This window comes from Leptospira fluminis (genome assembly GCF_004771275.1).
GTDB classification, from domain to species: Bacteria; Spirochaetota; Leptospiria; order Leptospirales; family Leptospiraceae; genus Leptospira_B; species Leptospira_B fluminis.
On sequence record NZ_RQEV01000008.1, the window covers coordinates 104,907 to 128,455 of the forward strand.

19 protein-coding genes are annotated in these 23,549 nt (G+C 49.2%); 13 read left to right on the forward strand and 6 right to left on the reverse strand.

What is annotated here, in order from left to right; all coding sequences use genetic code 11:
- Positions 1 to 125: 125 nt before the first annotated feature.
- Together EHO61_RS07310 and EHO61_RS07315 are read right to left on the reverse strand one after the other, a co-directional pair.
- Complete coding sequence (locus tag EHO61_RS07310) at positions 126 to 3,881, reverse strand: Ig-like domain-containing protein (protein ID WP_135812973.1); 3,756 nt, start codon at positions 3,879 to 3,881, stop codon at positions 126 to 128.
- Positions 3,882 to 3,891: 10 nt separating this feature from the next.
- Positions 3,892 to 7,458, reverse strand: a complete 3,567-nt coding sequence (locus tag EHO61_RS07315) for a hypothetical protein (RefSeq protein WP_135812974.1) — start codon at positions 7,456 to 7,458, stop codon at positions 3,892 to 3,894.
- A gap of 399 nt (positions 7,459 to 7,857) precedes the next feature.
- On the opposite strand from EHO61_RS07315, the gene EHO61_RS07320 reads away from it, so the two are divergent.
- The 5 genes from EHO61_RS07320 to EHO61_RS07340 all read left to right on the forward strand — a co-directional run bounded on the left by EHO61_RS07320 (position 7,858) and on the right by EHO61_RS07340 (position 13,507).
- On the forward strand, positions 7,858 to 9,003 hold the full coding sequence (locus EHO61_RS07320; protein ID WP_135812975.1) for a helix-turn-helix domain-containing protein: 1,146 nt from the start codon (positions 7,858 to 7,860) through the stop codon (positions 9,001 to 9,003).
- A 96-nt stretch (positions 9,004 to 9,099) separates the two neighbouring features.
- Positions 9,100 to 10,173: a fatty acid desaturase gene (locus EHO61_RS07325; RefSeq protein WP_135812976.1), complete on the forward strand. Its 1,074-nt coding sequence runs from the start codon at positions 9,100 to 9,102 to the stop codon at positions 10,171 to 10,173.
- 103 nt (positions 10,174 to 10,276) lie between these two features.
- A complete protein-coding gene (locus EHO61_RS07330) occupies positions 10,277 to 11,143 on the forward strand; it encodes a DMT family transporter (RefSeq protein WP_135812977.1) in 867 nt (288 codons plus the stop codon).
- 6 nt (positions 11,144 to 11,149) lie between these two features.
- On the forward strand, positions 11,150 to 12,868 hold the full coding sequence (locus EHO61_RS07335; protein WP_135812978.1) for a glycosyl hydrolase family 67: 1,719 nt from the start codon (positions 11,150 to 11,152) through the stop codon (positions 12,866 to 12,868).
- Positions 12,869 to 12,910: 42 nt separating this feature from the next.
- Positions 12,911 to 13,507, forward strand: a complete 597-nt coding sequence (locus tag EHO61_RS07340) for an MORN repeat-containing protein (RefSeq protein WP_135812979.1) — start codon at positions 12,911 to 12,913, stop codon at positions 13,505 to 13,507.
- A gap of 13 nt (positions 13,508 to 13,520) precedes the next feature.
- On the opposite strand, the gene lsa20 is transcribed toward EHO61_RS07340, so the two are convergent.
- A complete protein-coding gene (gene lsa20, locus EHO61_RS07345; protein WP_135812980.1) occupies positions 13,521 to 14,111 on the reverse strand; it encodes an LIC11469 family lipoprotein adhesin Lsa20 in 591 nt (196 codons plus the stop codon).
- A gap of 5 nt (positions 14,112 to 14,116) precedes the next feature.
- Positions 14,117 to 15,604 carry a discoidin domain-containing protein gene (locus tag EHO61_RS07350; RefSeq protein WP_135812981.1) on the reverse strand — a complete coding sequence of 496 codons (1,488 nt, stop codon included), beginning with the start codon at positions 15,602 to 15,604 and terminating at the stop codon, positions 14,117 to 14,119.
- Positions 15,605 to 15,792: 188 nt separating this feature from the next.
- Between EHO61_RS07350 and EHO61_RS07355 the strand changes: the two genes are divergently transcribed.
- The 4 genes from EHO61_RS07355 to EHO61_RS07370 all read left to right on the forward strand — a co-directional run bounded on the left by EHO61_RS07355 (position 15,793) and on the right by EHO61_RS07370 (position 18,580).
- Entirely contained in the window at positions 15,793 to 16,224 is a 432-nt protein-coding gene (locus EHO61_RS07355; RefSeq protein WP_135812982.1) for an Rrf2 family transcriptional regulator, read from the forward strand.
- 124 nt (positions 16,225 to 16,348) lie between these two features.
- Positions 16,349 to 16,987 carry an NAD(P)-dependent oxidoreductase gene (locus EHO61_RS07360; protein WP_135812983.1) on the forward strand — a complete coding sequence of 213 codons (639 nt, stop codon included), beginning with the start codon at positions 16,349 to 16,351 and terminating at the stop codon, positions 16,985 to 16,987.
- 118 nt (positions 16,988 to 17,105) lie between these two features.
- A complete protein-coding gene (crcB, locus tag EHO61_RS07365; protein ID WP_135812984.1) occupies positions 17,106 to 17,492 on the forward strand; it encodes a fluoride efflux transporter CrcB in 387 nt (128 codons plus the stop codon).
- 89 nt (positions 17,493 to 17,581) lie between these two features.
- Positions 17,582 to 18,580, forward strand: coding sequence for an alpha/beta hydrolase (locus EHO61_RS07370; RefSeq protein ID WP_135812985.1), 999 nt, complete (start codon positions 17,582 to 17,584; stop codon positions 18,578 to 18,580).
- Positions 18,581 to 18,615: 35 nt separating this feature from the next.
- Here the strand turns inward: EHO61_RS07370 and EHO61_RS07375 are convergent, their stop codons facing one another.
- On the reverse strand, positions 18,616 to 19,497 hold the full coding sequence (locus tag EHO61_RS07375) for a LysR family transcriptional regulator (RefSeq protein ID WP_135812986.1): 882 nt from the start codon (positions 19,495 to 19,497) through the stop codon (positions 18,616 to 18,618).
- Positions 19,498 to 19,602: 105 nt separating this feature from the next.
- Here EHO61_RS07375 and leuC point away from each other — a divergent pair, with 105 nt between their 5' ends.
- From leuC to EHO61_RS07390, 3 genes are all read left to right on the forward strand, one after another.
- Positions 19,603 to 21,012, forward strand: a complete 1,410-nt coding sequence (gene leuC / locus EHO61_RS07380; protein WP_135812987.1) for a 3-isopropylmalate dehydratase large subunit — start codon at positions 19,603 to 19,605, stop codon at positions 21,010 to 21,012.
- A complete protein-coding gene (gene leuD, locus EHO61_RS07385; RefSeq protein ID WP_135812988.1) occupies positions 21,009 to 21,635 on the forward strand; it encodes a 3-isopropylmalate dehydratase small subunit in 627 nt (208 codons plus the stop codon). Before leuC ends, leuD begins: the two co-directional genes overlap by 4 nt.
- Before the next feature lie 104 nt (positions 21,636 to 21,739).
- Positions 21,740 to 22,672, forward strand: coding sequence for a lysophospholipid acyltransferase family protein (locus EHO61_RS07390; RefSeq protein ID WP_135812989.1), 933 nt, complete (start codon positions 21,740 to 21,742; stop codon positions 22,670 to 22,672).
- 2 nt (positions 22,673 to 22,674) lie between these two features.
- Here the strand turns inward: EHO61_RS07390 and EHO61_RS07395 are convergent, their stop codons facing one another.
- Positions 22,675 to 22,950: a hypothetical protein gene (locus tag EHO61_RS07395; protein ID WP_135812990.1), complete on the reverse strand. Its 276-nt coding sequence runs from the start codon at positions 22,948 to 22,950 to the stop codon at positions 22,675 to 22,677.
- A gap of 278 nt (positions 22,951 to 23,228) precedes the next feature.
- On the opposite strand from EHO61_RS07395, the gene EHO61_RS07400 reads away from it, so the two are divergent.
- A complete protein-coding gene (locus EHO61_RS07400; RefSeq protein WP_135812991.1) occupies positions 23,229 to 23,495 on the forward strand; it encodes a helix-turn-helix domain-containing protein in 267 nt (88 codons plus the stop codon).
- Positions 23,496 to 23,549 lie beyond the last annotated feature (54 nt).

Sequence of the window (23,549 nt, forward strand, 5' to 3'; positions counted from 1 at the left end):
AGTTTTCGATTCCGAACAAACAATTCTAAAACTGCCGAGCCAATAAAAAAACCGGAAGAAAAAGATCCGGTTTTTTTATAATTAACGTTCACAATAAAGGCGGGGGACAACCCGTCCCCTCTTCTCTAGGGGCATACGATCAGAGAAGAGGGATCCGAAACTGCCTGTCCCACGAATTTCATCCCTCCTAGCAGGTACGGATCGCCCGTCTGCGGAGTATTCAACGTAAAGAACTGGACCTTATCGCTGGTCGCGCTGATCGCACATGCGGTGGAAAGGTTCAGAGGGGACGAGGTCGAAGCCGGGTTTCTCAATTTCGGGAAAGTGATCGTAGAAGGCATGGGGATTTCCTTCATGATACTGTTCACCATAGGGACGATCAAAGTGGTTACCAACGGAGAAATGACCGCCTTGATTCCTTCCGGATCGAGTCCGAAAGGATCGTACGTCGCTCCTTCCAGAACTTCCACCGCATAATTGAGATTATTCACAGGATCCAAAACGACCTGGAGCGCATTCAAATTCGCTAAATTAGGATTTCCGGTAGGATTCGAGAACGTTTTGAAACGAAAATCGGCGTCCGCGGCAAAACTGATTCTTACGGTTCCGAGAGCCTGTTGCGTCCCGTTGGGTCGCGTATCCGCGGAACAATCGGTCAGATCGTCTCCGAAGAGTCCGGTGCAGGACGCCGGTTTCTTGGCGATGATCTGCAACTGCATTTCCGTAAAGAAAAGCCTCATCTTAGGGACTCCCGACGAAGTCATTGGTTTGAAACTTACGTTCGGTACGTGAATGGGAGAAAGCACCATGTCTATGTCGTCGTAGGATTTTACGGGAGGCGCCAGTTGGTTGGAGGAATTCAAGCCTTGCAGCTTATTCCTGCCCGGAACCAAAATCGTTACCAAAGGAGAGGCCTTAAGAAAGGAAGTGGTCAAGGCAAAGAGTGGATCCGATCCTGCAAATGAATTCATCCCGTTGATGAATTGCTGATTCAGCGTGATGTCCAACCCCCTTCTCTTCCAAAGATGATAGGCCGCCTGAGAAATGGTATCCGTATGCATGGAAATCAGGAATCCGGGATTGCTCGAAGACTGGGTGAATTGATACCCCGAAGGTGGAGGATTTCCCGCGTTCCAGTTCCTGGTGGATACCATTCCCGTCTTGCCCGACTGCGTGCGAAGGCCAGCCGCGGGGGTATAGCCGCTCGTAAAAGCGAAGTCCAGAGAGGAAACCAACCCTTTGTTCGTGCCGTCGTCCTTGATGACCGCATCCGTATTTAACTTAAACTTAACCGTTAAGGGAAATCCACCCAGAGGAGCGGGAAGATAATCCGGTAAGGAGATTGTGACTCCCGTATCCCGGAGATCCGCGATCACCGAGTTGAGTACGTTCGGTGCGATCCGGGTCACGATATCCTTCAGCATATATTGGGTGATGATCTGTTTTACCAAAGGCACCGTGGTTCCCGCCATGTCCTGTATGGATTGGCTGCCGACGATGGCGGCGATCACCGCCCCGAACTGTTCGCTGCCGCCCAGATAAGTCATGGGAGAGGTCCACATGAAATCGGACGTATCCTCTCCCGGATACAAGCCCGCCAGAGAAAGATGGTTCGGGTTCGACCAAGGCAGAATAAAGAAATTGTTCAGGTTGGAAACGATGTCGGACGCGCTAGGATTGTTCGGAAAATACGAATCGTTGATCGTAAAAGGAGTGCGTACATTCATCGTGATCAAACCGTCCGTACCGACGCTGAGCACGTTCCTTGCGCGAGCCGTAGCCAACCTAGGCTTGGAAAGCTGGACATTCTGCCAATCGTATCCGGATCCGTTCAAGACTCCTTCCACGGCCGGATCCCAATTCAATTTGGCAGTGGTAGTGAATATCAATTGTGCTCCCGGACCCATAAAACTTCCGAACCAATCTTCGAAACGGGAAACGACCAAAAGATCCACTTCCACGTATCTGGATTTTAGATCCAAACCCAGACCGGGGGCCACGGAACCCGCTCCCGGATTCACTTTCAAATCGGCGGCTACGTTTCCGAGCTGGGTCCCTACTCCTGCGGAGCAGCCATACGTGGAATTATTGGAACCGCAACGCACGAATTGAGGAAGTCTCATATCGGTCACGTACACGTCCATATTCACCGCTGCGTTTCCGTTAGAAATTCCCTGGTTCGTAATGTTTAGCGTGGCGCTGTACTTGGAAAAAGGGCCTGGAGCGATCGCGCTTACGTCGCCGAACGTCTTGAGACAAGCGATCCAACTGACGGCGTTATTGATGTCCACGGTATCGTCGCACATGGTGCCGATATTCCCCTTAGGTCTACCGTAAGGAGAGAATACTGTGGAAGTATATCCGTCGTATTGTTTCACGTCGGTCGGATAATGACAATAACTCCAGGCGGGATCGTTCCAATGGGTGATTGCCTGGCATTTGGCCGTATTTCCCGCCTTACATGCGTTATAGTCGTTCCAATTCCAACTGGAGTTCGGATGGTACGGGGCTCCATAATCGTTCGGCCCGCCGTTATCCGAAGGACCGCATTCCGCTGGGCGAACCCAACAATACCCTCTTCCCTCCGATCCCGGCTTGGAACCGAACACGGAGATATAAGAATAATTCTGAAAAGCGGAGAGGTTCGCGTTTCCGGACATTTGTCCGTCGGGTTTCATACAGGCTTCTCCGATCGTCCATTGACCGTTTTCGTAGAATTTTTTCTTAGGATAATCCGGAAGACCTAACAGGAACTCCTGGAAAGTTCTAGGAACTCCGCCGGAATCCAGAACCTTAAACGCTCCTGTAGTGAACTTCTGGATCGCTTTCCCCAAAAAGGGTAACATCTGTGCCTCGTCCATAACTCCGTTTGCGACGTATGGAAGAATAGTATCGGCGTTTTCCAGACGACCGTAATTAAAGCTGAAATATTTTTGGAATACCTTCCCGTTCGTAGTCGTGATCTCGTAATAATACGTGTTCCCTCCTATCGTCGGAGGAACGGGAGAAGTGTTCAAGTTCAGCGTGACCGGACTACTCATGGAACAAGGCGGCGCCGAACAAACGGACTGGGAATTCGACGAGCCCACTTTTTTGAGGTTGATGGTTTGGATATAATTGTTCGCCACCACCGGGTTTTGAAAGTTGGAAGCCAACTGCAAGGGAGCGGACTGGTCAAAGGACATATCGTTGTTTCCATTCAATGTATATTGGCTTCCTTGGGTGATCGTATTAGTCATACTATAATCCACAGCCGTGCGGAATTGCACCGTATATTGTTGCAAAGCGGTTCCGGATATGGTCAAAGCCGCGGATGTGATGGTGAGAGTGTAGACTTCCGCAGGACGGAATTCCCGATACGAATTGAAACGTAGTTTTTGACTACTCATCCAATAGAATTCCCCGCCCGGATTCGGCCCGAGCAGAGGCCCCTTGCTTCCCACGATGGAAAAATTCGTTTGTGCCAGAGTCTTATTCATCGGATGGGAAAACCGGATTTCCAATTCCTTATAACGATCCACGTTGTCCAAGGAATTGATGAAGAGCATTGCTTGCGGATTCGCCGCACCGAAATCCACCGGCAACTGAGCTACATCATTATCCACGCTGTTGTATGCCGGCTGCAAATTCGGATTTGCTCCGGAACCGCGACCGAAGGAGAAAAAACCCAAATCGAAAATATCGGAGAGATCCAAGCCGCTTCCGTTTTTGGATTTACAGGCTCCCGAAAAGGAACTCAAAATCAGGAGCAAGCAGATCCAAACGACCTTCCTCGGAATGCCAGCCGATCTCAAAATGTTTTTCTTCCCGGTTTCCATCTCTTTATCTGATCCTTTTTTCGTTTTTTTAAAAAGAGTGCGTTTGATTCCGTTGGTGTTCATACTTTCTGCCTCACCGTGAAAAGATCAAAGTCAGTCGGTTCCAATACGTGTCCGAATTTTCGTCTTGGTTAAATCTGTCGTAGAACGTAAAGCCTCCGGGCATCTCCTTTCTTCCGCCCGCAGCCATGTCCGCGAATATTCCGGTCAAAACGCCTACCGTATATAGTAAGGATGTGGAATCCTGGTTAGGAGTCTGAATCATATCCGAAACGATGAGGCTTTTCAGATCGGTAAAGACGGCTTTCAAAGGATACGGGGTATTCATATCCGATTCCAGATAGGAATAGAATTCGCCGGTTTTTACGATGCCGAGTAGCACTCCCACGACGCTCCTTCCGTTGGGAGAAGCGATGTCCAACAAGTCCGCGGAATCTCCGCTAATCAGATTCGTGATCAGATAATCCTGGTTCCCGTTGGAATCTCTGAATAAGGAACCCAAGAGGTTCAGAATTCCCGCAATTTGCGAATTGCTAGGCACGTTGTCGATCACCATGTCCAAGGAGAAGTCGATCATCGGAACGAGACTATATACGGATTCCGTCGAGAAGTAATCCCGAAGACGAACCGCCCAAGCTCCTACATGATCCCAACTCGTGTCATACACGTTCGTGGATCGAGTCGTAGGATAACTCGCCAACAGATCCCGTACGGATTCCAAATATGTCTGCAGGTTGTACTGAATAGCCGTAGGGGAATCGCTCGTGACCTTGATTTCTCCTAAGAAATCGGCCAAGGAAGAAAAGGTCAAAGCGGCCCCCGTCGCCCTCGCAGGAGTTCCCATTTCGGCCAGCATGGTCACGAACGTGGAGAGAAGTTCCGTCCGGGACATCAGATTCAGGAGTCCGTCCTGGTACCTCCTTTCGCTTTCTGCCAGGAGGGACAGGGGTGACCGGATCGGCTTTTGGGTGACCGGATCCAGATAGCGGAACAAATATTCGTCGGGACCGGCGGAATTGCTCCGGATGCTAGAGTCCGAATTCATGATTTTTACCACGTCGATCTGACGACTTCCGGAACCGGTTTCCGGGTCCGTAATTCTTCCTAAAAGAGGACGGGTCAAACTTCCGCTCAATCCCGTCAGGATTTGAAACGGATTGTGAGTCGCATCCGCTTGGTCATCCAAAGTTTGGGCCAAAGCTACGATGAGAGGGAGCAACCGATTTCTGCTATCCCAAGCGCTATCCACCGAAACTCCGTAAGTGGAATCGGCGGGAGAAGCCAATACCCGATTCGATGTCAAAAAGGAAAGTCTTTCCATCACTCCAAAATTGGCCGCGATCGATTCAGGAATGACTCCGTAGGAAGAGGTAGGAGGATAAAAGATACTATAGACGCTCGTATCACCGAGGCTGTTAAACGTCAAGGGGCCGGATCCGGTGGTACCGTAGTCCCAAGCTTCCAGATAAAACATGCTGTCCCCCGGAACGTCCGAATAATTCGCTTGGAGAACGGGAATCCCAGGTTGGCGAAAATTCGGCTGGGTGGAACTGGCACATCCCGGTTTTAGGTAAGTCTGTTTTACTCTCCAGATCCCATTGATTTTGTCCGTACAGTTCGGACCGTCCTGAAGGATAGGAACGGCTCCCATAAGTCCGGTCAGGCCGTTACCGATCAAAGTCACGAATGCCGCCATCTTGTAAGGAACTCCGACTCCGAGAGACGCGCGAAGCGGAATGACTGCCACCATCCTCTTTTCGTGCAAAAGCCATTGGAAATTTTTATAAATCGCTTCTTCGTCCGAATTGACGGCTCTTTGCGTCTGATCGTCCTTATTGATTTCCCAAACGGGAATGCTCCATCCTTTGGCTCCGGACGCATTCGCTCCGGAGGCGACGGAAGAGAAGGAATTGTCGGAAGAATTGGCGGAAGTCTCCCTTCCTCCGGGACCTACCCAACGACAAAGTCCGGTTCCGCTACAAGTACCGCTGGCGGTGTCCGAAACTTTGATTCTATATTCGGAAGTGTTCCAGCTGGACTTGTAGATGAGATCCACTCCGTTGGAGTCCTTGTACATGTTCCCGTCTATCGTATAAATCGCACCTGTAGAATCCGTCCTGTTCCTGTTGTAGTACGGCCCGCCTCCTGACAGCAGGACCTTGCGCACCAGTTTCATGATAAAAGGGATCGTCTTGGTATAGACTGGATCGGTCGCGGAAGGAACGATGCTCGGATCGGGGGCCTCCAGCAAAGTCAATGTGGGGGTATTGATGGAGATCGAAAAGGCGGTCGGATGAGACGCATCTCCGTTTCTAAAAACCGCTCCGTCGACGGAACTCTGGTTCATAAAGGACTTGATTCCTATATTCCCTGTCATGGTGGAACCCAGAGAATAAATGCTATCTCCGACCGTCAGCACTCCTCCCGTCATCGGTCCGCCGTTAACGGAACCGTTCGGCTCCAATCTCATCATCGTAGTGTCCGCCGGGTTCTCCCATCGATAACCGAATTTATCTGAGAGAGTCAGTAGGAACATCAAGGATTCCAGTGCGGTTACGGGACTGCTAGTCGTGTCGTTTACCCTGTCTCTTCCCAAAGAATCCATACGGATCAGTTCTTTCAGAGAGAAATCCACCCCGCTGATGTTTCTGGAAAAGTCGAAGTTGGCCAGATTTTGCGCCAACTTCAAAGAAAGGATTACGTTCGGATCTGAAGTGAAGGTGCCTCCTCTGGACATCATCGGTTTTAGGGTTCGAAACGCCTCCGTGAGAACGATCGAAAATTCGGAGGGATAAACGGGATCGGTATAGTCGGTAAGAGTCGGATCCGAATACACGGAGCCTTGAGCTGTATAAAATTTCTGTAAATTGATGATCAGCTCCTTCAGAACCGTATCCGAGGATTTGAAATCGCTGAACCCTGCCCTCTGCTGAAAAGATTCGCCCACGGAGGATATGATCTGAATGAGCTTTTGTTTCATCACCCGATCGGCGATCAGCGACGGGTCCACCATTCCTTGTAACAGGCCCTGCAAGGCGCCCTTGGTCGTAGGATTTTGGTTCAAGGCCTTGTCGAGCACGTCCTCCAGCTCCACGAATAGGATCTTGATTTCAGGATCCCGCAGTACGGCGGCGAGTTCCTGAAATTTCGTCTGCATGTCGCTTTTCGAGTAGGTGGAATACATGAAAGATAACGCATTCTGGCTAAGCGGAGCCAAGCTTCTGAGCACCGGCTTGGGATAAACTCTCAGATTTTCCAACCAAGGTTGCAGGGTGTCGAATGCCCGGTTTGGAGCGTTCTCGATCCGGTCCAGAAGATTATGGACTTTCAGTAGAGATTGCCTTACGTGCGCTTCCGGTTTGAGAAGCATGTCGCTGGAAGAGCGGAGAAAGCCTATGATATCGTCCCGGTAAGGAATCGTCATGGAGCCTTCGAGACGGTCGTTGAAAGGAATCGGTTGGAGGCTCTGGAACCCTGCCTTCAAAGATGGGTAGTTGTCCAAAAGATTAAAGAGTTTCAGTCCTCCGTTGTTTTGGAGGTTATCGAAAAAACCGGAGGGATTGTCCATCGCCCCCTCTTTGGACTTACAGGCCAAGGAGAGGAAAAGTGCTGTATAAATCCAAAACCGTTTTCCGACCATTTTCCGCTTCCCTTTCGCTTTTTGGAGCTTCCGGGACAGCATAGCGAACGCTACATAGCATCCTCTTATATCACTCTTATATTTCCTCCCGCAGAGAAAAAAAAGAGAAGGTTTCCGAGAAAAAACTTAGGAGCAGAAACATCCGATTATTCACATATCGATCGTTATAAAAAAGAGAGATTTCCACCCACGAGTCCCAAAATATCTTTTGAGACTCGCCGTTTCCGGAAAACCAAAAATCAGAAAGTCCTACTCTCTGATTCTTTTATAAGAAACATTTGTTATATAATAAAAATTAGACAAATTGCCGCCTTCTATCCTGATCTCAAACGGATTCTATGCTTCTCCCCAAGGGGGGATTTTCTTGACAGAGCAAAGACCAAGACTCAGATTCCTCGAATGCCTTTTTTCGGTGAAAACCCGCCTCATCTAGAATTTTTCACCTCTCTTCTCTGGGGAATCCTCCAGTTCGGCGCCTATTTGGGTGCTTTGATGTGCGTAGGCCAAATCGTCCTGGAGAAAAAAACGGGACTCAACCGGCTTTTGGCCGTTTTATTTGGCTTATTGTGCCTATTCCAATCCTGTTCCCTCCTCTTTCTTTCCGGGGAATTCCGGACCTACCCTCATCTCAGTGCGATGTACCTTCCTGCCCTAGGATCGGTAGGTCCGGTACTGTATGGAATCCAAAGAATCGCGACGGAAAAGGAAATGGATGCTTTCGGAAGTCTCGGCCTGGACAAAAAACACCTGACTATCCCACTACTCTTTTGGCTCCTCTACCTTTGTAGTTTCCTTTTACCGGAAAAGACGGTCTCGGAATCGATCGGAAATTTCCTTTCCGCACCCGGGATCCGGAAAGAAGAGATGATTCTATTCTTTCCGCTATTTCTACTCTCGGGATATGTTTTTGCGATCTTGTCCGAAAGTTTGGACCTGTTTCGGGCAGAAGTCCTAAGCCAGGAATGGACGGCGAGGATCCTACTTTTTCTCGTATCCGCCACCTTGATCAACCTATCCTTAGGTGCGGTTTATCTTTGGACCCGGGAGCCGGTGTTCCTTTTGTCCAACGCCTCCATGATGGGGGCCAGCCTCTGCCTTGCCTATTTGATCGGACACAGGCGTCCCGAATTTTTCCAAACCCTACAAGAAGTAGCTCAAGCCACCCGGCAAAAATACGCCCGTTCCTTGCTCCTGGAGCTGGACCGAGAAGCGCTGAAAGAGAGCCTGAAAAACCTGATGGAAAAGGAAAAACTCTACCGGGACGAAGAGTTAAGCCTAGCCGATCTCGCGGACGAGCTTGCGCTTTCTACCCACCAGATTTCGGAACTTCTCAACCAAGAGCTAGGCAGGAATTTTGCCGCTTTCGTAAACGACTACCGGATCCGGGAGGCTTGCGAATTATTAAAATCCCAACCGGAACGGTCGGTCTTGGACATCGCCTTCGAAGTGGGTTTCCGCACGAAATCCTCCTTCCACAGAGCCTTTCAGAAACATACGAACAAAACCCCATCCGAATTTCGGAACGACAAGGGTACGAATTTATAGTTTGAGACGGAAGACCCCGACTCATTCGATCATTTCGGACGACGGGGATTCTAAAACGGAGTATCTTGTTCCCGACGAAAACACAGGAGAACACCGATGACAACGACCGCAATCCGTCCGGTTTCAACCAGGCCCGCTGCAGGACTTTCCGATCGGGAAAAAAGCAAAAAGATCATGAAATGGATCCGTTTCCGGGATAGACAGCTCCGGAAAAAATTCGGATTCTTAAAACACCAGAACGAAATCGGAGCGGCCATCACTTTAGGTTCCGCGCTCGGCATGATTCTTTTCGCGGGTTTGTATCTCGCCGGGATCGTTCCGGCCTGGGCTTGCGTGATCGCAAACGCGATCTTCGCTTCCCTACTGCACGAAATAGAGCACGACCTCATCCACAACCTCTACTACAAGGACGACCTTTCCAAACAGAATTTCCTATTCTGGGTCGTTTGGATCTTTCGCGGAAACACGGTCAGCCCTTGGTACAGAAGAATGATCCATACCCTCCACCATAAAGTCTCCGGCCACAAGGAAGACATAGAAGAAAGGCTGATCGGAAACGGAATGAGGTTCGGAGGGAAGCGCTTTCTAACGATGATGGACGGAAATCTGTCTTTTCTATTCCAAGCGCATCGGTTGAGAAAAGAGGCTCCCAAGTTCAAAAGAGGCGAAATCGTACGTTCTAGCTGGCCTTACCTCGTCGTCTTTTATCATCTTTGGTACGGATTTCTCTTCCTGAACGGGTTTTACTTTCTCAACGATTTTCTCGGAAAACCGATTTCCCCGCCGGATTGGTTGGATATGCTACGTTCCTTTTTGAACGCGGCCGCGGTCGTCTATACGATCCCGAATTGGATCCGCCAAACGAGCATTCAAATCGTTTCTTCCAATATGCATTATTATGGAGACGTTAAGGGGTTGTACGACCAAACCCAGGTTCTGAATTCTTGGCTGCTTCTCCCGCTGCACCTTTTCTGTTTCAATTTCGGAAGCACGCACGGCATCCATCATTTCGTCGTAAACCAACCCTTTTACTTACGACAGGCCGTGGCGCCTTTCGTCCATCCGGCCATGAAACGGTACGGAATCCGGTTCAACGATTTCGGAAGCATCTTTCGGGCGAATCGTTTGGAAAAATCGGAAGGTGTCGGAGTCGCCCGATTGGCATCTTAAAGCCACGTTTTCCGGCGGATTGTTACATCAATTTGAAAAAGGAAATTCGAATCGGGGATTTCCTTTTCTTTTTCCCTCCCCGAGATAAGTTGGGCGAACTTCCATGGAAGAGAGCCGGCTTCGGACCTACTTAGAATTCCAATTCTCGCAGATCATCATCAGCGGCAACGTTCTGTTCGCGCATATTCTTCCCTATTCCCCTTCCATGATCACTTGGGGACGGACCTTGTTTTCCAGCGTATTGCTCGGAAGCCTACTGTATCTCAGAAAGAGACCTCTTTTCTTTTCCTCTCCGAGGGAGAATTCGATTTCTTTCGCACTCGGAATCCTCCTCGCCGTACATTGGGTCACGTTCTTTGCATCGGCCCAAATTTCCACCGTCGCCGTGGCGGTGCTGACCCTGTTTACTCATCCGATCTGGACCGTTTTTCTGGAGCCGATCTATTTTCCGGTAAAAATCAAAATTGCAGATTTGGCCATGGCAGGCCTGGTCTGCTTCGGAATGTGGATCCTGGTACCGAAATTCGAATTAGGAAACGAATATCTGCTCGGAGTGGGGATCGGGTTAATTTCCGCCTTAACACTGGCGCTCCGAAATCTTTTGACGAAGAAATACCTTTCCAGTCACGGTTCTTCCCAGGTAATGTTCCACCAAAGTCTCGCTACCTGCATTCTTCTTTCTCCCGTCTTAACGCAAGAATCCGTCTTCCGTACCGGAAAAGAATGGGCATCCGTGTTTCTACTCGGAACCTTTTTTACCGCCTTGGGCCATACCATGTACGTAAAGGCGGTATTTAAAATGAAGGTCAAAACTGCGGGCCTTCTTTCCACGGTACAACCGGTTTACTCCGCACTACTTGCCTGGTTGATCCTCGGAGAATTTCCGAGGCGGGAGGAATTCTTGGGAGGCGCCTTGATTCTGACCGCCGCTCTCGTCGAATCACTCAGGTACAGGAAAAGATCCGAATAGCAAGTCATGTCCAAGCAATTCTTTCTCACGATCGCAGACACTTCGGCTCCTTTCTTTCTGGAGCACTCGGAAGGCTCCGTCAATTGGTCCAAAGCCCCTCTTGCCGCCCTGGAAAAAAGAAAGAACGCGATTCCTTCCAAAAAGAAACACCGAAGGGTCCGCGAATCCTTCGGCAAATATACGAAGAGAATCGCGAAGATAGGATTCAATTCGGTTACGGTGGATGAATTGTGCTATCTCATCCCTCATCCTTTCTTTCCCGAAGAACTGAACGCTAAGATCAGATCCTATCGAAAGAAATATAAGAAATTATTCAAGATCGCCCGGGCGCAAAAATTGAGGATTTTTCTCACGGCGGATTTCCTTTCCTTTCATCCTACGATGACGGAGAAGACCAAAGGGGATTTAGACGCTTGCATCGATCTCTTTCTGATCGGACTGGACGGTTTCTTTACCGATTTCCCCGAAGTGGACGGAATCGTGCTGAGAATCGGGGAATCCGACGGAGTCGATGTTCGTGCCGATTTCAAAAGCAAACTGCTTCTAAAAACGCCCGAACAGACGAATTATTTCCTAAAAAGATCCCTTCCCATATTTGAAAAACATAATAAATTAATGATCTTCCGCACCTGGACCTTAGGCGCCTACGAGGTGGGGGATCTGATTTGGAATCCGGAGACTTACCGCAAGGTTTTCCGAAATATCCGCAGCGATTCCTTGGTGATTTCCATGAAATACGGAGAAGGGGATTTTTTCCGATATCTCCGGTTGAATCCTCTGTTCTTGCAGGACGATCGCCCCAAATTGCTGGAGTTGCAAGCCAGAAGAGAATATGAGGGATTCGGAGAATACCCTTCCTTCGTGGGATGGCTTTACGAACGTTATCGGACCCAGCTACGACACGCCAAGAACCTTGTTGGCTTAAGCGTTTGGACCCAGACGGGCGGCTGGTCCTCCTTCCGCAATTTCACCTTCCTGAAAAATTCCTCCTTTTGGAACGAATTGAATGCCTTCGTCTCCCTGAAACTTTTTACGAAAGATTGGTCCGTGGAAAAATGCGTTTCCAAATTCTACCAAGGACCAAAGGAGGAATTTTACAGATTCTTGAAATTAAGCGATCGAGTGATAGAGGACCTGCTCTACGATCCCGAATTCGCCGGCAAAACCTATTATCTTCATAGAGTCCGTCTCCCTCCTTTATTGCACGTCACCTGGGATCGAGTGACCGTCTCCGATCCGTTTCGGTTCTTATATTCCGCGCTCTCCGGAAATCCGAAGCTATCCGTCCGCTCCGGAGAATCCGCCTTTCAATTGCTGGACGAAATGAATCGTTTAGCGGAAAAATTGGGCCTTCCCTACGATCACGAATTCCAAAAAGACACTTTTTATCTGCTACTACTCTGCAGAAAACTTTTGTACAACCGCGATCTCTCTAAAGAAGAGAGTCTACTCGAAGAAGCGCTGGAAAAGTCGAAAGAATACCATGAAAAATACCCCGATACGTACCGATTCCATATTCTTCCCCGCAAAAATCTCCCCGGTCCTGTTCCGAAATTCCTGCTGCGTTTGTTCGTACGGGGCCGGAGTCGGTATAGGATCCTGGACAGAGTCCTGTTTCACCCAGCCTTACGATTCGTATATTATTTGGTCTACCTCAGGATCAGACGTAGATTGCCCAGTTTTTTGAACCAACAAGCCATGCCGGTTCGGGAACTATTGAGGTGAAATCGGATTGACGGACTCCCGAAAACCGAACAGTCTTTCCCCATGCTCTCTTTCCGTCTCCGCCTTCTCCCTCTCATTTTCGGAATTTCTTTCTGTTCAATTCTGATCGATTGTTCGAGCACACAGGGAAAAGAGGACGGACCGCAAAACAACTCCAACTCCGAACGAAATTCCGCCGGAACTTCCGCGGAAACCCCAGCCTCCCGATCCGCGGATCTGGATCTCCCCGCACAGACCGTGGAAGACGGCAAATGCGAAAAAGGAGATTGTGAAAACGGCTCCGGAACGTACGCGTATGCCAACGGCGACAAGTATGACGGAACGTTTAAGAACGGCCTCCGCGACGGACATGGGAAATTCGCTTATAAAAACGGAGACCAATACGAAGGAAATTTCGCGGAAGACAAAAAGGACGGATTCGGGACTTACGTGTTTGCGAACGGAACCGTACTGGAAGGGATTTTTTCCGGCGGGGCGCTGAAAGGAAAATCCAAACTCACTTTTTCCGACGGAAGCGTACTCGAGGTGGAATTCACCGACGACAATAACTCCGGACCGGGAAAATTCACTCGCTCGGACGGAACGGAATCCGAAGAATGCTCCATCCAATCCAAAACGTTATTCTGCCCGAAAGAATAACGAAGAGTTTCCTCTAGTCCTCCGAAGAGGATCTGGACTTCTGAGTCTCCCATTCCTTCGCCTGGGTAGGATCCACTCTTACCAAAGTGTGAGATACCTCGAACTCTCCGCTCGCCCAATTCGGCATGGTTCTAAATTCTACGATCCTGTACCAGATCTTTCCGGCTTCCACTTTGAATAGGTGATTTACGCAAAGGCATTTGAACTTGAAACCGAACCCGAACTCGGGAGGAGTCACGGAATGCGGAGCGGCAAAGAAGAAAAGATCCTCGGACGTTTCGTTTTTGTATACCAGTGCGAAACGTCTGAGTTCTCCGGGACTAAGTAAAAGAGTCGAACCGTCGATTTCTCCGGAAACGGGGGCTTTTTCCAAAGAGGAAACCGTTTCGGTTTCCCAAAGCGATACCGGACGCCCTGCGGCAAGTTCGTACAACCGAATCTTTCCCGGAAAACCGCGGGAGTTCCAGAGAATATGAACGGGAACCACCCCTTTTTTTCCGGCGAGATTCAAGGAAAAGGAATCCTTCTTTTCCTCCTTACCGCAGCCTAAAAGAACCGCGGCGGATACGAAAAGGGCGAGGAGCGGCGTACCGAATTTGTCCAACGAATTTATTCCTGCCCCAATTCCAGAAGTTTAAAATGAAACACCTTGTCCGGGTTTTCGTTTTGAACGTAAATCTTATCCCCGAATTTCCGGATGCGTATCGTTTCCTGGAAAATCTTTTCGGTGTCATCCGGATCCGAATTTCCCATATTGCAATCCCGACCGCAACCGTTGCAATCTCCTCCGAAATATTCCTCCTGTTCCTGTTCTCTGGAGGTTTTTTGGCGGACCAGTCCGAAAATCCTGAGTTTCAAACCTTCCGGAGTCGCTTCCTTAATTTCATAATTTCCCAATGCGAAGAAACTTTTGGCCATCCTGTTCCCCCATCCAGTATCGGTGGTGTTTCCTTCCAAAAACATGCTCCCGTCGGATCTCAGGCGGAGGGTCCAATTCGAGGATTCCAAATATAGTTTCGAGACCTCCTCTCCTGCATTGTCGTTCTCGGCCGGAGGAGGGTTGGAATTCGTGGCCTTTGTCTCTTCCGCTACGGAAGCGGCCACCGGAATTTCCCCCGAATACTCGCCTCCCACATAGCTCCAATTCAATACGTTCGTAATATTTGCCGCGGCGAACTGGAGGGCGTTTTCCTTCGCGATCTTACGTACCTGTTCTATCGGATTGGGGAGAATCCATTCCTCCCCGTCGGAAAACCTCAATTCGCTGATGATCAACCCTTTGTAGGTTTTTCCCCCGTAAATGGAATCGACGGTGAGCCTAAGTTTCCTTCCTTCGAACGGTTTGGATAGGGAGATGGTTTGAGGTCCCATCACATCCTGCACTTCTATTTTGTTCGTGCTTCCGTCGTCTCCGGTTAAGGTAGCCGTCTTCAGCCTACCGTTGGTTTGGCAATGACTATCGGATCGTTGGTAACCGTTCCAGATCTTCAAGGATTTGATTTTCTGCTTATCCTTGAATTCGAAATCCAAAACGACCCCGGCGCCTTTCTTATCCGATGCCCAGGCATACTCGTACCTGGAATCGAATAGATTCATAACGTCGTAGGACAGAACCGGCTTTGCGGTTTCGGATGCTTTGACCGAAGCTTCCACTATTTTCGGTCCCTTCCATTTCATCTTACTCCCTTTTTCGTCGTAAAAGGAGACCTTGTCCACGCAGAGGTTCGCGTTCTTATGGAAGTTGAAGGTGACGGATCTCGCGTTTTTGGGGGAAGGAAATTCCACGATCGCCGAAGATCCTTTAGGCGCCAAATCCTGATTATATTCGTCAAAATTAATATAGGCCGTGATCGGATCCGTAAACGCTTCGCCGCAGGATTCGATTTCTATTTTCGATAAAAGAAAGGCCTCGTCCGGATAAACGTGCAGTTTGACGAAATTCGCACCTTTTTCCGGTCGCCACTTCTTTCCGTCAAGAATATCGAACGGAAGACCGCTTTCCATGGAGGTGGCCGTGATCATGGACACGGGCAATTTCTTCCCGCAGAAGACACAAATTAGCAAAAAGGGCAACAGGGCCGGAAATTTCCATCTCATCCGGAACAACCTCCGATTTTCATTGCAAAATAATATTTTTCATAGACCAATTTGCAAATCCAAAACGAAAGAACGGATCGGAAAACGTCGCTCCGATTTCTCGAAAGGAAAAGAGTCCTAGTTTGGACTTAAAATTGTCCTTGCATTCTAGACCGGCAACGCCAGGATTTCGTGTAGGACTCCTTTCCATGTCCATCCCAAGCAGATATTCCATCGCCATTCACGTTCTTTCCCTGATACGAACCGAGGGAGGAGAAGACGTTACGTCCCAATTGATGGCCAACAGCATCGGAACGAATGCTGTCGTGATCCGAGGAATTTTAGGAAAATTAAAAAAGGCAGGTCTCGTAAAGACCCGTCAGGGAGTACCCGGCGCTAAATTGGCAAGGTGTCCGGAAGAGATTCGCTTACTGGAAGTCTACAAAGCCGTGGAATCTTCCGAAGAACTTTTTTCCATTCACGCAAAAGCGGATCCGAAATGCGAAGTCGGCAAGAGAATCCAAGGAGCTCTTGTGCGGATCTTTCAGGATGCCCAAAAGGCTCTAGAGGAAAAATTGAACGATTTTACCTTGGCTCACGTACTCCTCAATATCGAAGAAGAGAAGAAAAAAGGCGCCTAAAAGAGCGCCCTCTCCGCTTTCCCCGCAACAAACGATTTTTCTCTTTGGTTTTTTTAAAATTACTTGTAATAATATATATTACAAGTAATTTCGGATCTTAGAATCCAGGAGGTCGGAGGAAAGAATGAAAATCACCGTTTATGGAGCGACGGGAATGATCGGACAAAGGATCGTAAACGAAGCTCTCACAAGAGGACACGAGGTGATCGCGGTAGCGAGACGTCCCGAAAACCTGAAATTGGAACACGCGAAATTGAAAAAACAACCCGGAGATATTGCAAACCCCGATTCTGTCGCGTATCTTGCAAAAGACTCCGATGCGATCGTATGCTCCGTCAACGCGCCGGAAGGAGTCGATCCGTCCTGGTTCAGCACAGTTGCCAAATCTCTTTTAGAAGGTACTTCCAAAGCGGGAAAAACCCCGATGTACGTAGTAGGAGGCGCCGGAAGTCTGCACATCGCTCCGAATGTACAATTGGTCGATACTCCCAATTTTCCCGAAGCCTACAAATCGGTCGCACTAGAACATAGGAAATTTTTAGAAATCCTAAAGAACTCCGGGACCACTCACTGGACCTACCTGAGTCCTGCAGCCTTCATCTCTCCCGGCGAACGTACGGGAAAATTCAGATTGGGCTTGGAGGAATTGGTGACGGATTCGGAAGGAAACAGCAAAATTTCCGCCGAAGACTTTGCCGTTGCCCTGCTAGACGAAATCGAATCTCCTAAGCACCAGGGCAAAAGATTCACTCTCGCCTACTAAAGACTACGGTTTTCGAAACCGAATTTTCCGCGGAACCTTCGGAATTGCGAAACTTTTTCCCGAAAACGCTTCGGGAAAAAGTTCTTTTCCGCATCGCCTTCCCGGAGATTCTTTTCTTATGATTTTGCCTTATCTCAGTGTAGCGTTCGGCGGAGCGATCGGTAGCGTGCTTCGATACTCCATCCAATTGAACGCAACGAGGCAGGGTCAGGCCGCTTTTCCGTTGGCAACCTTCGCCGTCAATGTACTCGGCAGTTTTCTCATCGGTTGGGTCTATTCCGTTTCGGAAAAAGCCGGGCTCCTTTCGCCAGAGTTGCGTATTTTTCTCGCGACGGGATTTTGCGGGGGTTTTACCACTTTTTCCGCCTTTAGTCACGAGTCCTTGGCTTTCCTCAAGGCCGGGGAATTTCATTCCTTTCTACTTTATTCTTCCTCGACCTTTGCAGTTTGCCTCATCGGCACCGCGCTCGGAGCTTGGTTAGGTTCCCTACTCAAATCTTTCTGATTTTTGCAATAGAACAGCGGGCGAAAACGCTTGCCATCCGACTCGAAAAAGGGAAACTTCGAAAACTTAAATCGGTTTAGGAAGAGAACTTGAAACGTTGGCTTAAAATCACGATCGCGATCCTTGTCGTTACTGGAGTTTCATACACAGGCGCTTATTATTCCAGCGTTCCCAGTTACGAATATCCCCAGCATTCCCTTCCCTCCGACTTCGATTCTTTTTATCAAAGCAAACTGGCGGAAACGAAAGGCAAAGGCGGGAAACCCGGAAATGAAGAAAGATTGGTCCGTTATTCTCCGGGAAAAACGAAAACGGCGATCCTGTATGTTCACGGATTCGGAGCGTCTAGAGCCGAAGGGGAAGAATCCATGGACAGAGTCGCGGCAAAATTGAAGGCAAACCTCTATTATTTGAGGCTCCCCGGACACGGCACCAACAACGAGGATCACCGCGATACGGATTTTCGGGAATATTTGAAAACTGCCGAAGAAAGTCTACTTATGATGGACAAACTCGGAGACAGAATCGTCCTCGTTGGAACCAGTATGGGAGGATTGATTTCCACCTATTTAGCCGCGAAGTATCCGGACAAAATCCACGCCCTGGTTCTATTCTCCCCTTTTTACGACTTCGCCGCTCCTCTGGCCAAAATCTTTTACTACCCGGGCGGACCTTTTTTAGGCCGTGCAATCAACGGAAAAATCCGTAAATCTCCCACCAGAGTTGCGGGTGACGGAATCGGGGACAAATATTACGATTTTTGGTACAAGGACCAGTACCTGGATTCCTTAACTCATATCGCAAACGCCAAAAAAATGATCGTTTCGAGCCGCACATTCGAGAAGATAACGGAACCGACTTTATTAGTATATTATTATAAGGACGAAAATAAACAGGACAAGGTCGCGAGCGTTCCCGCCATGTTGGACGGTTTTTCCAAGTTCGGGGGCTCCAGTAAGAGTCCGTTAAACCGTTCCGTAGCGATCGGAGAAGGACATCACGTTCTGACTTCCAAGCACGTTTCCTCGGACAAGGAAGCTGTCGAAACCGCCGTACTGGATTTTCTGAAAAAGACGGATTTAAAATAGGAAGTCCGGTTTCATTTTCGGGAACTTCCGTCCCTCTACCGACCGATTACGGAAGCTGCGGACCGGATTTTGTCCATGAGCAAGGATAATCCGGAACGTGCGAATTTTCTGTGACAGAGATAAAACTTTCTTTCCGCAAAGAGCTCGGGAAGTTCCAATCTCTTTAGTTTTTCACTGACCGAATATTCAGATAAGAAACCGATTCCCAACCCCGTCTCCAAAGCCTTGACCACCGATTCCACGCTCCTCAATTCCATAACGATCCTAGGGCGAAACTTCTTTCCCAATTTTCTGGTCTTCTTTTCCACGGCTCGCCGGACCGCAGAGGCCGGATGGAAATAAACGAAAGGCTGATTTTCCAGATCCGAAAGACGGATCCTTTTCCGACGGAAGATTTCATGCCCCGATGAAGCGACCGGCACGATCCTGTCGGAAAGGAATTCCATCTCCACCAAACCGGGTTCGTTTACCGGGCCCGTCAAAATCCCGAGATCCGCGTCTCCCCCGAGCAAGGCTTCCTTGGTTTCCTGAGCATCCCCTTCTCTCACCGACAGGGACAATCCTGGATATTCCGCCAAAATTCTCTTGATGATCTGCGGAAGGATCCATGCGGAAACCGTTCCACCGGCGGATATCGAAAACGTTCCGCTCAATTCCCTTCCGGATTCCTTCATGCCTTCCTTAAGTTCGGCCCACAAATCCTTCATCCGTTCCGCATAGGCCAAAAACAATTCCCCTTTAGCGGTCGTCCTCACCGCTCTAGAACCTCGATGCAAAAGGATACAACCCAGCTCCCTTTCCAAGAGAGCCATTTGTCTCGACAAGGCAGGCTGGGTGAGACCGAGACGGTCCGCCGCCTTTTGAAACGTCCCGCTCTTTACGATTTCGAGAAAGTAACCGATCTGTCTGAATTCCATCCCTCTCTCCTATATATAACTTTTACTTATAGTTTATATTAGTCTAATCTATTTGAGTTATATTATGTATTTTGTTATCATTCAATACGTCAGGAGGAATATATCATGCCGAAAACTCTGTACGACAAGATCTGGGAGGAACATTCCGTCCTCCGCGAGGAAAACGGGGAAAATCTCCTCTTCGTTGATAGACATCTGGTCCACGAAGTCACTTCCCCACAAGCCTTCGAGGGATTAAGGCGGAAGAATAGAAAGGTCAAACACCCTGAGTTGACTCTTGCGGTCGTGGATCATAACGTTTCCACACGGAACCGGAACGATAAAAACGCCGCCGGGCCCGTGTCGAGACGCCAAATCGAAGCGATAGAGCGGAATTGTGAGGAGTTCGGAATCCGACTTTTCGGATGGGACCATGCGGACCGAGGAATCGGACATGTACTGGCCCCCGAGTTAGGATTTACCCTACCAGGAAATCTGATCGTATGCGGAGATTCTCATACGGCGACTCACGGCGCTTTCGGGGCCTTGGCCTTCGGTATCGGTACGAGCGAAGTGGAGCACGTGTTCGCGACTCAAACTCTGAAACAAAGAAAATCCAAATCCATGCTGGTTTCTCTCGTCGGAAAATTGAAAGTGGGAGTAACCGCCAAAGACGTAGCCTTAACCCTGATCGGAAAAATCGGAACCGACGGAGGACAGGGCTACGTGATGGAATATTCCGGCGAAGCTGTACGGGAGTTTTCGATGGAGGAACGGATGACTCTCTGCAATATGAGCATCGAAGCGGGGGCGAGAGCCGGACTGGTCGCGCCGGATGAAAAGACCTTCGCATATTTGCAAAAAACGGAACTATCCCCGAAAGGAATGTTGTTCGAGGAAGCGGTTTCCTTCTGGTCAAGCCTCCGTTCCGATCCGGATGCGACGTATGACAAGACCGTGTCCCTGGATTTGTCCGAAGTGGAACCCCAGGTGACCTGGGGAACGAATCCTTCCCAGACCGTATCCGTCCTGGGCAGAGTTCCCCTTCCCGACGACTTGGACGATCCCTTCCGGAAAGAAACCGCGCAAAAAGCCTTGCAGTACATGGGGCTGACGGCGGGCACAAAGATGGAGGACATCGGAGTGGACAAGGTTTTCATCGGCTCCTGCACGAACTCCAGGATTGAGGACTTGCGCTCGGCGGCGAAACTTGCAAAAGGAAGAAACGTCCATCCGAACGTCCAAGCGATCGTGGTTCCCGGATCCGGCCGAGTCAAACGTCAGGCGGAATCGGAAGGAATAGACAAAATCTTTTTGGAGGCGGGCTTTGAATGGAGAGAACCCGGTTGTTCTCTTTGCCTGGCGATGAACGACGACGTTCTTCTTCCCGGCGAGCGCTCCGCTTCCACCTCCAACCGGAATTTTGAAGGGAGGCAGGGACGCGGCGGCCGTACACACTTAGTGAGCCCTGCTATGGCCGTGGGTGCCGCGATTCATGGAAAATTTACGGACGTAAGAGGATGGAAAGAATTATGAGCGGTTGGACGAAACACAAGGGGATCGTGGCTCCTTTACTTAGAGCGGATATAGATACGGACCAAATTCTGCCGAAGCAATTCATGAAAAAGATAGAACGCACCGGTTTCGGAAAACATCTCTTTCACGACTGGAGATACTCCGACGAGGAAGGAAGAATCCCGAATCCGAATTTCATCCTGAATCGATCCGGCTATGCTTCCGCGAGCATATTATTGACGGGGTCGAATTTCGGGTGCGGTTCCAGCAGAGAGCACGCACCCTGGGCGCTTGCCGATTTCGGAATACGTGCCATCATCGCGCCTTCCTTTGCGGATATCTTTTCGATCAATTGTCCTAAAAACGGAATCGCCTTATTAAAGATAGGCGAGCCGGAAATGGAAATACTTCGGAAAGAAATTGATCTAGATTCCGCTCTGGAAGTAGAGATCGATCTCTCCGATAGAACCATAGGAACGAATCGGTCCAAATTCGGATTCGACTTGGGCGAAGATTCGATCAAAAGAATCCGGAACGGATGGGACGACGTGGACTTGACCTTGGACAAATCCGAAACGATCGAAGAATTCGAGAATCGATATTTCAAGGACAGATCCTTTCAGATTCCGAATGCGGTTCGGTAAATTGTCAGGACGAAAGCTCGGGATTTAATGGTGACAAGGAAACGAGGTAAAATTATCCTATCCGTCTAATTTCTTCCTTATACCAGGCCTGGAGCGAATCTGGAATGAACGAATCGAATGAGCCGGAACTTAGAATCAAAAAACCGTTCGTGGAAATCCCTCCGGAATCGGTTCGAAGCGGAATTTTTCGGTTGGATCGGCAATCTCTGGGTTCGCCCATCCACCTAAAGGAAGGAGTCACGTTGCGATACGAAACTCCTCCGGACCGGAAACGAAGTCTTCTGGATCGGCTCTTATTCGGGACCGACCTCGCGTTTTTGATCGGCTACTTCGGAGAGATTTTTGCCAGCAGGAAACAGTCTCTGGAGAATAGATACACGGACGAAGTTTGGTTGGAGTCCTCGGGGAGAATCCTGGATGTGCTGGAAGGCTGCCAGGGAAAATTCGTGATCGAAGGACTCGAACACGCGATCTCTCCGAAAGGCCCCGTGGTCTTCGCGGGAAATCATATGAGCGTTTTGGAAACGTTCGTATTTCCGTTCTTTCTAGTTCCGCATCGCCCGGTCACCTACGTCGTAAAGGAAAGCCTGGTCAAGGGCAACTTGTTCGGACCGATCATGAGATCCAGAGATCCCATCGCCGTGGGCAGAGTCAATCCAAGGGAAGACCTGGTAAAAGTCCTAGAACAAGGAACCAAAATCCTAAAAAGCGGAACTTCGATCGTTGTCTTTCCCCAGAGCACGAGAACCAGAACCTTTCATCCGAACGAATTCAATTCCATAGCAGTAAAACTCGCCTCTCGCGCCGGAGTCCCTGTGGTTCCGTTCGCCGTAAAAACCGATTTTTGGGAAAACGGAAAATGGATCAAGGACATAGGCAGCCTATACCGGGACAGAGTCATTCATTTCAAATTCGATCCCCCGCTTTCTCCCGAACAGGACTCCCGAAAAAATCAGGAAGTCCTCTTGGAATTCGTATTAAAAACCTTGAAAGGATGGGGAGTCGAAATCAAGGAGTCCGGGGGAGAATCCGAGTAGGATCAGTAACCGCCCCCTCCGCCTCCCGAGCCCGACCCGGAACTGCACGCGCCCAGGACCAATAGATATTGGGAATTGCAATTCGAACTCGCGTACGCTCCCCCGTTCGTATTCAGGCAGGCCAGGTAAATTCCGGTCGCAGCATTACAATTGTCTTTATTGTGTTTCTTATTTTTTCCCGTTCCGTACAAATCATCCAAATTGCTGCAAGCACCTAGCGACCCTAGAAGCAACAGAATGCACGCAAGTACGCTTTTACTCTTCCATATCGTGTTCATAAACCAAATTCCAAACTTAAAACGTATCGAAAGCTAGAGAGATCCGTTCATTCTACTATTCTTTCCCTTTCAAATCAACGATTCTGATCGACCGACGCAAATCTCTTTCTCCCTAGGAATCGAAAGAGGGAACGAACGCTAAACGAAACGCAATAAAATGGGCAATCGCTTGCAAATCTTTCGGATTCCGAATTCAAACGCGAATGTAGCGGAACTGTAACGCGCTCAGGCTTATGTCGTGGTCATATTTGTACCCGAGATGGGAGGGAGGAAATCTCATGGAAAACGAAGAATTGCTGGAATGGGAGACGGAAGAGAGAAACTACCTTGGCACTAGACCAAATCTTAAATACGTGTATCCGGGCCTTTTCGTCCGTGCTCTGAGAAGGATACACGGATATTCCCGGAAAGAACTTTCGGAGAAACTAGGAAATGTAGGCGTGGAATACGTTACCTCCCTTGAAAAAGGAACACTGATTATCGGAAAAGATTTGGCGAGAAAACTCGCAGAAATTTTTGAGACCTCGGCGGAAATATTTATTTAAAGCCGGAATCACAATTCCAAACGCTCGTTCAGATCTTTTTCGACCCTCTTAGAA